Genomic DNA, 12,078 nt, shown 5'->3' on the forward strand with positions numbered 1-12,078 from the left:
AATTGATTGTTAACTAAATTTGTTATAAAAAAAGCTACACTTTTTTTCAGGATTTTATCCTTTAATTAAAAGCTTAAATTCTCAATAGAATTTTAGATTTTTTAATTAATAAAGATGTAATTAGAAGAACATAGTATGGGTTCACTGTTTAGTCACTTTCCGCAACATATTTTTCGTGCATATGACATTCGCGGGAAAATATCGCTCTTAAATGCTGATTTAGTTCAGTCAATTGCTTGTGGCTTAGTCAAACAATATTTAGATGTAGGGCAAAAGAGACTTGCCATTGGCTATGATGCGCGTTTAACCGGTCCAACCTATGCAAAAATAATTCAAAAAGTCTGCCATGAGGCTGGCCTTGAAGCGGAAATTATTGGCTGCTGCTCAAGCCCGATGTTGTATTTTATTGCGGGACAATTTCAAGGCAATGGCATTATGGTGACGGCGAGCCATAATCCAAAATCAGATAATGGTATCAAGTGGATTATCAAAGGTGAGCCACCTTGTCCAGAGATGATTCAACACGTTGCAGTCGAAGCACGAAATTGTTTTTCATCGGAACGTGTGCATTTGATGACTGAACTTGAGCCACACGAAATCAAGCCTGAATATTGTTTGGCCTATCAGAAATTTATTTTAGATGACATTCATTTACAGCAACCGCTTAAAGTTGTGATCGATGGCATGCATGGTTCAGCTGGGCATTGTGCAGCCTTATTATTAAATAAATTAGGCTGTGAAGTTTTGGCATTACGTTGCCAAGCTGATGGACATTTCCCTGATCATGCTCCAGATCCATCACAGCTCAAACATTTAACCCATCTCCGCCAAGCCATACAGCTACAAAAAGCCGATATTGGCATTGCTTTAGATGGTGATGGAGATCGTTTAGTGCTGATTGATGAAACTGGCAAAGTCGTTTCTGCAGATCGATTATTGTGTTTATTTGCTGAAATTTGTTTGACTCAAAAACCACATGCAGAAGTGGTGTTTGATGTGAAATGTTCAACGATGATTCGCGATACCGTGTGTGATCTAGATGCGCAGCCTGTCATGATTCGAACAGGTAGTAGTTTCTTGCGAAAATATATTTCCCAATCTAAAGGCAAAGCGGTTTTTGGTGGTGAATACGCAGGGCATTATGTTTTTAATGATGGTCGTGGTGGTGGCTATGACGACGGTCTATATGCTGCCTTAAGGGTCTTAGAATATATTCAAACTCAGGGGCTGACATTGTCAGAAGCTTTGGCGAAATATCCGGAGCGCTTTAGTACCGAAGATTTATATGTCAGTACGCATCAGCATGATCCAGCGGAAGTTTTAAAGCAGGTTGAAGCTAATTCTGCGCGAATTCCAGCACAAATCAGTAAAATTGATGGAATACGCCTTGATTTTGATGATGGATTTGGCATCATTCGAGCATCGAATACAGGTGAGTATTTCACTTTACGCTTTGATGCCAACTCATCAGCACGCTTAAAAGAAATACGAGATCTGTTTGTTTCCATGTTAGTTGAGCACTATCCAGACATTGCTCATGACATTCCAGATGCTCAATAAGGAGAGGCAAATGCCACATCAACATACTGGCATCGACAAAGCACAAATCCTGACGGAAGCTTTGCCGTATATTCAACGTTTTGCGGGTAAGACGCTGGTAGTGAAGTATGGTGGTAATGCCATGACCGATCCTGAGCTTGAGAGCTCATTTGCACGTGATATCGTGCTGCTGAAAACGGTTGGTTTAAATCCGATTGTGGTTCATGGCGGTGGTCCACAAGTGGATTCATTCCTCAAACAATTAGGCCGTGAGTCTGATCGTATCGACGGTATGCGCGTGACTGATCCTGCAACGATGGAAGTTGTCGAGATGGTCTTGGGCGGCAGCGTGAACAAATCGATTGTGAACTTAATCAATAAACACGGTGGCCGTGCAATTGGTTTAACGGGTAAAGATGGTAATTTGATCCGTGCGCAAAAATTATTGATGGAAAAAACAGCCGAAGATGGTTCAGTAAAACAGATTGATTTAGGTCTAGTTGGCGAAGTGGTTGGTGTGAAAACTGACGTACTTGAAATGTTTACCCAAAGCGATTTTATTCCTGTGATTGCACCATTAGGTGTAGACGAAGACGGCAACACCTATAACATCAATGCTGACTTGGTTGCAGGTAAAGTGGCTGAAGCATTGGGTGCGGAAAAGCTAATTTTATTGACCAATATCACGGGTGTTTTAGACGAAAATAAAAATCTGCTGACTGGGTTAACCACCCAAGAAGTCGATCGTTTGATTGAAACTGGCGTGATCTATGGCGGCATGATTCCGAAAGTTGGCTGTGCATTAGATGCAGTCAAAGGCGGCGTAATCAGCGCACATATTGTTGATGGTCGTGTACCTCATGCAACATTACTTGAAATCTTTACGGATCATGGTGTGGGTACATTAATCACCAATCGAACCAATGTGAAAAAAGCTTAAGATACTTAGCATTTTTTGATATAAAAAAGCCTCTTTTGAGGCTTTTTTATTATTTATCAGTTGGCTAAGTAACTTTTGAAAAGATCAAATAATGTATTTGCCCTGTTGGATTATAAAAACTCTTACAATGGCGCCGATTTTAGATTTACAACAACTAAAACTGTCATGCACAATAGAGAAATCATAGATTTACTGCTGAAATGATCGATATGTGCCAGCTGCTCGGAATGAATTGTGCGACTCCTACCGATATAACTTTTTCGTTTCGGGGATTTTCGCAGCGAGCAGGAATTACCTCAGATCATTGTGATGGCTTTGGTATCGCTTTTTTTGAAGATAAAGCATGTCGTTTATTTGTCGACAATCAATCTGCTGTAGAGTCTCCGATTGCTGAGCTGATCCGAAACTACCCGATTAAATCTCGCAATGTGATTGCACACATTCGTAAAGCGACACAAGGCAAAATTAATCTTGAAAACTCACATCCATTTAGTCGTGAATTGTGGGGCAGACAGTGGATTTTTGCACATAATGGCGACCTACATGGCTTTCAGCCTGAGCTCACAGGGCGCTTCAGCCCCGTCGGCAATACCGACAGTGAATTGGCCTTTTGCTATTTGCTCGAGCAAATGGTGAAACGTTTTGGTTATACCGAACCTACACTCGATCAGGTGTTTGATCTGTTATTAGAAATTTCTCCTAAAATTGCAGAACATGGCACCTTTAATTTTTGTTTGTCTAATGGGCAGGCGCTATTTAGTTATGCGATTACCAAGCTGCATTGGCTGGTTCGAGAGTTTCCATTTCAGCCTGCACAGTTGATTGATATTGATGTTGAAGTCGATTTTAGTGAAGTCACTACGCCTGAAGACCGTGTTGCCGTGATTACCACTGAACCCCTAACGCAAAACGAAGTTTGGACAGCATTTGAGCCGGGTGAAATGATTTTATTTCAACATGGTCGTCCGATACGTGCTGCAAAGACGGTTGTTGAACGTTTAGAACGTGAGCGGCTGGACCCATCTTTAAAACGTGTCACACGTGCAGATCAGTATTAATTTTGAATGAAAGATATTCATTATAAAAATGAATATCTTACACTTTATTGAATTAAGGGTGTTTTCTAAGATATTGAATTGATTAAAAAATATCTTAGCTTTATACTCGGGATTAAATAAATTAACATAATAAAAACAATTGATTACAATATAAATGGCAGTATTTCAATTAAAACCAACCTTTTTACTTCATTTTTATTTAAGTTCTTTAATTATATGATGAAATTTACGTGATAAGTCCTTCATATTTATAGGTGGTCGTAATGAAAATGAAATGGGTTCCAGAATACAATACTGGTATCGATGTGATTGACGATCAACACAAACGGATTCTTGACTACATCAATGAAATTGATGGCATTGACGCAAATACAGATCGTGATCGTGTAAAACAAATTCTGGAAAACATTATTGATTACACGCAATCACATTTTACCTTCGAAGAATCTTTACAAGAAGAAGCGGGTTATAAATATCGTGTGCCACATAAACGCGTACATGATTTATTTATTAAAAAAATTGAATCTTACCGTGACCGTTTTGAAATGGGGCATGCGATTGAAAATGAATTACATGAAGTGCTTTCAAAATGGCTGATTAACCATATTCAGCACGATGATGCTGATTATGTCGGTGCGGTTAAAGAAAATATGATGGGTATCATCAAAGAAAAAGAAAAGAAAAAAGGCAAAAATTGGTTTGCACGTTTCTTTTCATAACCTCAAAAAATGAAATAAAAACAATTAAATTCTAATAATATCATTTGCGCAGCAAATCACCTTTAAGGTGATTTGCTTTTTGTTTTTGATTTTCAAGGCACAGCAAGGCAAAATAGCGCTAGAATTTTCAAAGGAATTTGTCATGCAGGACAATGCGATGTCGAAATGGTTATCGCCACTGATGGCGTTCTGTTTATCTTTTATCATTATTGCAACTTTAGCACCGGTAACAGGTATTCAAATTGAACGTCAGCTAGATTTCTGGCTGTTGTGGCTAGGTACAATGCTTATTTTAGCTTTACCGCTATGTTATTTGGAAATTGCTTTAGCAAAACGTTCAAAAATTACAGCAGTTCAAGCACTGTCTTCGCTAACACGTGATGCGGATGCTTCACCCAAATGGCGTATAGTCGGTTGGCTTGCCGTAGTATTTATTCCATTTTTAGCAGGTGCCATGCTTTCAGCCGCGTCGCAATATGTGGCAATTTTTACAGCTAATGGCTTTGCCTATAGCATTATTTTGGCTGTCCTTGCGGTCATTGCATTTGCATTGTCGTTTGTACCACGCCAATTTTTAGTGATTTTGACCGCTATTGGTGTGATTGCTGCAGTAGTTTTAGCGAATGTTATGGGAACTGCCTTACCAGAGTGGAAAATGACTGCGCTCGAATTTAGTGAGTGGGGCAATGCAACTGTCTTGGCGCTCGTAGCAAGTGGTTTGGGGATGGGCTTGTATTGGCAGTCAAGTTTACCAGCCGTGAAGCAACAAGAGATTGCAAGCAAAACGGTATTTCCGATTTGGATCGCTCAACTTTTGGCAGTGGTTGCTTTTGCCTTTTTCGCAGCAAAAGCACAAGTATCTGCTTTAGCACTGGTTGTGGGTTTAGTCGCAGCTTCAGCATTGCTGATTCAAATGGCACGTGAACAATTACAACAACGCCAATTGGCCATAGTGGTGCAATGGGCGATTTTATTGGTTGCGGTTTTTGTATGGGCACTGAGCACTGTTGTTCCAGTATTTAATATTGCCTTGTTGATTTGGGGCTTAATTATTTGTCTGATTTATGCGATTTTCGCAGGTTGGATTATGAAGATTAGTCATCTACGTAAGTCAATGAACTTCAGTCATGAAACCTTTTATAATATTTGGCGTATTGCTGTACGTATCGTAGTGCCCTTGTCAATAATATTGGCATTGGTGGCTGTGATTGGGCAGTTATTCTAATGACAGCTCAGTTACAAGTGTGGGTGGCTTATGCGAGCGTGGAACAGCAGATATTAATTCCTCTAATCTTTAATCCCGGTATGACGGTTGAAGATGCTATTGTGCAAAGTGGCATTCGAAAACAAGTAGATTTACCAGAAGTATTAACACTAGGAATCTTCGGGGCGCGTGTAAGCGATTCATCTCAGTTACTTGAAGCAGGTGATCGTGTCGAAATCTATCGTGCATTAACCATTAATCCGAAAGATATTCGTCGTAATCGCGCCAAGAAAAATCCCGTTGGTCGTTATTGTCGAGGCAATCGTTTCAAACAATTGTACTTATAAAAAAAACCCCTAAATTTAGGGGTTTATTTTTATCTGAAAGCGACTATAGTGGTGGCGCAGTTAAAATCGCTTCTTTAGAACCTGGTAAGCCAGGTTGAGACTCTGGAATGGTTTCTAAGCCTTCAATTTTTTGAACGATACCGTTTTGGTCAAAGAAGATTTTTAAGTGTTGACCATGTGCAGCAGGAATCTTGGCTTTTTTAGCATATGTTCCTGGGGTATACTTATAAATGTAGTCCCAACGTAACGGATTCATTGGATCGGCAACAGTTGGACTACCTAGCAAAAAGCGAACTTGTTGGTGGCTCATTCCCACTTGAATTTTAGCCGCTTGTGCTTGAGTTAAAGGTGTACCTTGTGGAATATCAACTTTATAAACGCCCAAGGTTGAACAGCCTACGAGCAATGAAGTGACGAATAACGTCAGCATGATTTTTTGCATTTTGCTAAACTATCCCAAATTAATTATGATGCATTTGATCCAAGGATAGATCATACTGCATCTACACTTTGTTGCATATTCCAACTTTAATTTTGTTGAGAGACCTTTTTTCATGCCTATTTCAAATCAAGATTTACGTAAAGCTGGACTTAAAGTTACACTTCCACGAATTAAAATATTGGAATTGCTTGAAAATTCAAGACAACATCACTTAAGCGCAGAAGATATTTATAAGACTTTACTTGAACAGGGTGAAGATGTGGGTTTAGCAACTGTGTATCGCGTGTTAACACAGTTTGAAGCTGCAGGTATTATTCAACGCCATCATTTTGAAAACAATCATTCTGTTTTTGAGATTATGCAAGAAGATCACCATGACCATATTGTGTGTCAAAACTGCAATAAAGTGGTGGAATTTACTAATGATGTGATTGAGCATGAGCAACATCAAGTGGCAGAAAAATTTGGTTTCCAACTTACAGGTCACTCATTAAATCTTTATGGCTATTGTGATGCACCTGAATGCCAAGAAGCATATCGTAAAAAATAATCCGATGCGGATGAGAATAAATAAAAAAACAGACTTCATATGAAGTCTGTTTTTTTATTTCCGAAAGCATCATGCAGAATTAATGTTGACCATCAAAGGTAATATTTGAATTTGCACGCAGTAAATGCTCACCGCCTTCTTCAGACAATTTAATCTGTAGACGCAGGTCGTTCGGTGAATCGGCATGTTTGAGCGCATCTTTGTAGCTAATTTGCTTGGCTTTATATAGATCATATAAAGCTTGGTCAAAGGTTTGCATACCCAGTTCACGAGAACGCTTCATCAGGTCTTTAATTTCGTGCACTTCACCCTTACGGATTAAATCTGAAATTAAAGGTGAGTTGATCAAAATCTCAATGGCAGCACGACGTGAATTACCATCAATGGTTGGAATCAATTGCTGCGCAACCATTGCTTTTAAATTCAAAGACAAGTCCATGAACAGCTGACTATGACGATCCGCTTCAAAGAAGTGAATGATACGGTCGATGGCCTGGTTGGCGTTGTTGGCATGCAGAGTAGCAAAAACCAAGTGACCCGTTTCAGCAAAGGCAATCGCATAGTCCATGGTTTCACGTGAACGAATCTCACCAATCAGAATCACGTCTGGTGCCTGACGTAGCGTGTTCTTTAAGGCAACTTCGAAAGAGTCGGTATCAATCCCCACTTCACGTTGAGTAATGATACAACCTCGGTGCTGATGCACAAATTCAATCGGGTCTTCGATGGTAATGATATGACCTTTGCTATTTTCATTACGATAGCCAATCAAAGACGCCAAAGAGGTTGATTTACCCGTACCTGTTGCACCTACGAAAATAATAATGCCACGTTTGGTCATCGCCAATTCTTTTAAAATCGGCGGTAATTTCAACTCATCCATCGTTGGAATGACGGTTTCAATACGACGCAATACCATACCTGGCTGGTCACGTTGTTGAAATGCGCTGACACGAAAACGAGCAGATTTGCTGGTATTACTAATGGCAAAGTTACATTCACGCGTATCGGCAAATTCCTTACGCTGTTTTTCAGACATTATCGAATGTAAAATTTGACCGACAGTCGGACCCGGTAACTTAGTCGAGCCAATTGGCAAAATTTGCCCATTGATTTTAATCGAAGGTTCAACATCGGCTGTAATGAACAAATCCGATGCTTTTTTCTCCACCATATAATCAAGTAAGCCGTTAAAATCCATAACGATCGCCCCAAAAAAATAAAAAAATTACAAGAAAGATTCGGGTTGCTTCGCTGCAGTCCGTGCCGTCTGCGTACTAATAATGCCTTTTGCGACAAGATTTTTTAGGCTTTGATCGAGTGTGGTCATACCGTAGTTGGCACCCGTTTGAATCGCAGAATACATTTGCGCGACTTTGTTTTCACGAATCAAGTTACGGATCGCAGGAATACCGATCATGATTTCATGCGCAGCCACACGACCGCCACCATTTTTCTTGAGTAGGGTTTGTGAAATTACGGCTTGAAGTGATTCAGATAACATGGCACGAACCATGTCTTTTTCTTCAGCAGGGAATACGTCAATCACACGGTCAATGGTTTTTGCCGCAGAGGTGGTATGTAGAGTACCGAAGACCAAGTGACCTGTTTCAGCGGCTGTCAGTGCCAAACGAATGGTTTCAAGGTCACGCATCTCACCGACTAAGATAATATCCGGGTCTTCACGCAGTGCGGAACGAAGTGCTTCGTTAAAGCCGTGGGTATCACGGTGTACTTCACGTTGGTTGACCAAGCATTTTTTTGATTCGTGTACAAATTCGATCGGGTCTTCGACCGTTAAAATATGGTCATAACGGTTGTCGTTAATGTAATCAACCATCGCAGCAAGCGTGGTTGATTTACCCGAACCTGTTGGACCGGTCACCAATACGATGCCACGTGGATATTCACAAATATCTTTGAAGATTTGGCCCATGCCAAGATCTTCAATGGTTAGTACTTTTGAAGGAATGGTACGGAATACGGCACCAGCACCACGGTTTTGGTTAAATGCGTTCACACGGAAACGAGCCACACCAGGTACTTCAAATGAAAAGTCAGTTTCTAATTTTTCTTCGTAATCACGACGCTGTTTATCGTTCATGATGTCGTAAACCAATTTGTGCACTTCTTTGTGTTCAAGAGCAGGAAGGTTGATACGACGAACTTCACCATCCACACGAATCATTGGTGGCATACCAGAAGATAAATGTAAATCCGAAGCGTTATTTTTGGCAGCAAAGGCCAATAGTTCTGTAATGTCCATAAAATCCCCGAGATAAAAATTAAATCTTAATTATTTTGATAGAATAATAAGGCTTTCCCACAGCTTAACCAACACTTAGTTGCAGGGCAATGCAAAAAAAGATGAATGAAATGAGAACCCCGTCAATGAATAAACTTCAAGAAGCACGAAATCAAGTCTTGCAGCAAATTGAGCAGGCTTGCCAACTTGCGGGTCGACCACAGCAGTCGGTTGAATTGTTGGCTGTATCTAAGACGCATCCTGCTGAAATGCTAAGAGAAATGTATACAACGGGGCAACGATCATTTGGTGAAAATTATCTGCAAGAAGCGCTTGAAAAAATTGAGGCTTTGGCCGATTTAGAGATTGAATGGCATTTCATTGGTCATGTACAGCGAAATAAAACCAAACATTTGGCTTCAAACTTTGCATGGGTACATGGCGTCGATCGTTTGATTATTGCAGAGCGTTTATCAGCTCAACGTGACGTTTCACAACAGCCATTAAATATTTGTCTACAAGTGAATATTGATGATCAAGATTCAAAAGATGGTTGTGCTCCTGATGAAGTTGCAGAGTTGGTTCGTCAAATTAGTCTATTACCAAATTTAAAATTGCGCGGGCTCATGGTGATTCCTGCGCCTAACAATACTCAGGCTTTCTTTGATGCTCGGCAGCTCTTTGAGCAAGTTAAAGCAGAGCATGCCCACCCTGAAGATTGGGATACTTTAAGTATGGGAATGTCGGGCGATATGGTTGATGCTATTGCCGCAGGCTCAACTATGGTGCGTGTAGGCACAGCCTTATTTGGTGCACGTGATTATTCCAAATAATGACTATGCAAGTGCCGAGGTGCTGAGAACAAGGTGCCTTATGCACTTGCTAAATCCGCAATTATTTCAAAACGCAAAGCTAAAAAAAGTATTTCAATCAAAATAATTTAAATAAGCACATCATTTCCTCTTTCTCAAATTTTGAAACCCTCGGGTTCAAATTTGGGCTTTAAAATTGAACTTTCCAGCAAAGTTGCGTACAAAACAAGCAGGATGTCACGCACATTTTGAGATGAAAGTGATTTGATTTTTGGACAAATAGGAAAGTTCATGATGGCATATTATCAACTGATTCAGCGTAATACGGATGCGCAAGGCATTGTCACAGCACATTATCGTTCAACAGTCTTAGCACAGGGCGCATGGAATGAACATGAGCAACATATGGCACCTGCAACAGGCATTATTTGCGCAGAACTAGATCGATTTTTACCCCGTGAAGATGTGCGCATAGGGCGAATTAGTTTGGATATTTTAGGCTTAATTCCTGCGGGAGAGTTTGAAATAGTCAGTAAGGTGATACGCCCAGGTAAAACCATTGAGTTGATTGAGTCTGAAATGCGTGCTCAAGGCAAAGTTTGTATTGTGGCGCGAACGTGGCGCATGATGACGCAAAACAGTCAAATCGCTCATGGACTTGAAGACCAGTCGGTCAATGGACCTGAACAAGCGCCTCTTTGGGAGGGGATTCGTCAATGGCCCGGTGGTTTTATTCACTCTATTGAGGCACGAAGCCATGAACGACGAGCAGGTCGGGGTATTGTTTGGTTAAACACACCTCATGAAATGATTGAGGGCGAAACGAGTAGTGATTTCGTGCGCTTAATGGGGTTGGTTGATACAGCAAATGGCATTGTGCCACGTCAAGACTGGCCGTTTAAATGGGGTTTTCCAAATTTAGACCTTCAAATTCATTTGCATCGAATGCCGCAGGGGCAGTGGCTAGGTTTAGAAACTGTACAGCAATATGGTGACGACGGAATCGGATTAACCAGCTCAATCCTACATGATGTTAATGGCCCATTTGGACGTAGCGAACAAATCCTTACGCTGCGTAAAATTTCAGAATAGCAGATAACACAATGCAAATTTGATTGTGTTCATTGCTACTTTATATTGAAAGTATTAGGGATATTGTTAGGCCTTAATTATTCCAATCATGAATGCAATCAAATTCTGGGTTAGTTGAATTCCAGCTGTATGTTATTTGGATGAATCTGATCCGGTTATTGGTTACAGTGCTTAGCATAAGTCAACAATTTGCAGCACTATTGTTCAGCCTAGTTTTTTATACTGGCAAGATAAGTATTCTAATAAAGGGCAGAGCAATGAAAAATAGATGGATTGTGATTTGGAGTTTGTTGGGCGGTTTTTTTAGTTTAATTTTATCGGCCTGTAGTTCGGCACCAGTTCAGCAATCAGCAGATGACATGAGTTCAGATGTTCAAATTGAAAGTGAAATGGCTCAAGTATCTACACCGAGCATGACTGCCAGTCGAACTTCAGCTTCTTTAAGTAACAATAAAGTTAAGGATGAGCAGCGTCTTGGAACGAAATGGGGGGATGAAATCAGTTCATCGGTTAAACCCGTCAATTTAAAACGCTTAAGTTCAACGCCTATTGCTGAGTCGCAAATCCGTTATGCAGGAAAAGACTTTTCAGGGCGTAGTATTAACAGCATTTCCTTGGCGGCGGGCAAAGTTAGCTTTTCAGTGAAAGACGAGCGTGGACGTAATTTAGCCTTATATCGAGATGGGCAGCAATACTTTCTATCTGCTAATGATGGCCAAAGCTATGTATTGCATTATACCAATAACAGCCCACAAACCTTTGAGGTAGTGGCAAGTGTAGATGGTTTGGATGTATTAAATGGACAGCGTGCATCACGTTACAACAGTGGTTATGTGCTGTGGCCTTATAGTCATTTGGATATTGAAGGGTTCCGTAAGAGCAATAGTGCAGTGGCTTCATTTACCTTCAGTAAACCTAAAGATTCATATGCAGCGCACTCTACCAGTGGCTCGATTAACAATACAGGTGTGATTGGTACGGTTATTTATGAGCTAAATGCACCACGTGATCAAGTCAAACCTACAAGCCAATATGCCCCACCACCAAATGCTTTTCCTGCGGATTAAGGTGGATGTAGGACCATACACTTCTTTGTCATTCCTAAGTCAAGAAAATCAGGGCTGAGTGGA

The 12,078-nt window shown here is 40.5% G+C and carries 13 protein-coding genes; 10 read left to right on the forward strand and 3 right to left on the reverse strand.

The window, feature by feature from the left end; translation table 11 throughout:
* Window positions 1-135: 135 nt before the first annotated feature.
* The 6 genes from AC25JC_RS14735 (at window position 136) to AC25JC_RS14760 (ending at window position 5,807) form a co-directional block, all read left to right on the forward strand.
* Window positions 136-1,560, forward strand: a complete 1,425-nt coding sequence (locus AC25JC_RS14735) for a phosphomannomutase/phosphoglucomutase (protein ID WP_486924321.1) — start codon at window positions 136-138, stop codon at window positions 1,558-1,560.
* 10 nt (window positions 1,561-1,570) lie between these two features.
* Window positions 1,571-2,479 carry an acetylglutamate kinase gene (gene argB, locus AC25JC_RS14740; RefSeq protein WP_078190033.1) on the forward strand — a complete coding sequence of 303 codons (909 nt, stop codon included), beginning with the start codon at window positions 1,571-1,573 and terminating at the stop codon, window positions 2,477-2,479.
* A 209-nt stretch (window positions 2,480-2,688) separates the two neighbouring features.
* Window positions 2,689-3,537: a class II glutamine amidotransferase gene (locus AC25JC_RS14745; protein WP_111885279.1), complete on the forward strand. Its 849-nt coding sequence runs from the start codon at window positions 2,689-2,691 to the stop codon at window positions 3,535-3,537.
* A gap of 263 nt (window positions 3,538-3,800) precedes the next feature.
* Window positions 3,801-4,256, forward strand: a complete 456-nt coding sequence (locus AC25JC_RS14750; protein WP_078190032.1) for a bacteriohemerythrin — start codon at window positions 3,801-3,803, stop codon at window positions 4,254-4,256.
* Window positions 4,257-4,398: 142 nt separating this feature from the next.
* The gene (locus tag AC25JC_RS14755) at window positions 4,399-5,481 is read left to right on the forward strand and encodes a hypothetical protein (protein WP_180004250.1); all 1,083 of its coding nucleotides are present in this window, start codon (window positions 4,399-4,401) and stop codon (window positions 5,479-5,481) included.
* Entirely contained in the window at window positions 5,481-5,807 is a 327-nt protein-coding gene (locus tag AC25JC_RS14760) for an RnfH family protein (protein ID WP_180004252.1), read from the forward strand. The genes AC25JC_RS14755 and AC25JC_RS14760 overlap by 1 nt, the downstream gene beginning before the upstream one ends.
* 43 nt (window positions 5,808-5,850) lie before the next feature.
* Here AC25JC_RS14760 and AC25JC_RS14765 read toward each other — a convergent pair whose 3' ends face one another.
* Window positions 5,851-6,249 carry an outer membrane protein assembly factor BamE gene (locus tag AC25JC_RS14765; RefSeq protein WP_078193102.1) on the reverse strand — a complete coding sequence of 133 codons (399 nt, stop codon included), beginning with the start codon at window positions 6,247-6,249 and terminating at the stop codon, window positions 5,851-5,853.
* 112 nt (window positions 6,250-6,361) lie between these two features.
* On the opposite strand from AC25JC_RS14765, the gene fur reads away from it, so the two are divergent.
* Window positions 6,362-6,799, forward strand: a complete 438-nt coding sequence (gene fur, locus AC25JC_RS14770) for a ferric iron uptake transcriptional regulator (RefSeq protein ID WP_078193101.1) — start codon at window positions 6,362-6,364, stop codon at window positions 6,797-6,799.
* A 79-nt stretch (window positions 6,800-6,878) separates the two neighbouring features.
* Here fur and AC25JC_RS14775 read toward each other — a convergent pair whose 3' ends face one another.
* Complete coding sequence (locus AC25JC_RS14775; RefSeq protein ID WP_078193100.1) at window positions 6,879-8,000, reverse strand: PilT/PilU family type 4a pilus ATPase; 1,122 nt, start codon at window positions 7,998-8,000, stop codon at window positions 6,879-6,881.
* A 27-nt stretch (window positions 8,001-8,027) separates the two neighbouring features.
* Window positions 8,028-9,065, reverse strand: coding sequence for a type IV pilus twitching motility protein PilT (locus AC25JC_RS14780; RefSeq protein WP_078190026.1), 1,038 nt, complete (start codon window positions 9,063-9,065; stop codon window positions 8,028-8,030).
* Between the two features lie 125 nt (window positions 9,066-9,190).
* Between AC25JC_RS14780 and AC25JC_RS14785 the strand changes: the two genes are divergently transcribed.
* From AC25JC_RS14785 to AC25JC_RS14795, 3 genes are all read left to right on the forward strand, one after another.
* The gene (locus AC25JC_RS14785) at window positions 9,191-9,877 is read left to right on the forward strand and encodes a YggS family pyridoxal phosphate-dependent enzyme (protein ID WP_486924322.1); all 687 of its coding nucleotides are present in this window, start codon (window positions 9,191-9,193) and stop codon (window positions 9,875-9,877) included.
* A gap of 270 nt (window positions 9,878-10,147) precedes the next feature.
* A complete protein-coding gene (locus AC25JC_RS14790; protein ID WP_180115512.1) occupies window positions 10,148-10,948 on the forward strand; it encodes a thioesterase family protein in 801 nt (266 codons plus the stop codon).
* Window positions 10,949-11,205: 257 nt separating this feature from the next.
* Window positions 11,206-12,015: a hypothetical protein gene (locus AC25JC_RS14795; RefSeq protein WP_180115511.1), complete on the forward strand. Its 810-nt coding sequence runs from the start codon at window positions 11,206-11,208 to the stop codon at window positions 12,013-12,015.
* Window positions 12,016-12,078 lie beyond the last annotated feature (63 nt).

Source organism: Acinetobacter sp. P37 (assembly GCF_057480965.1).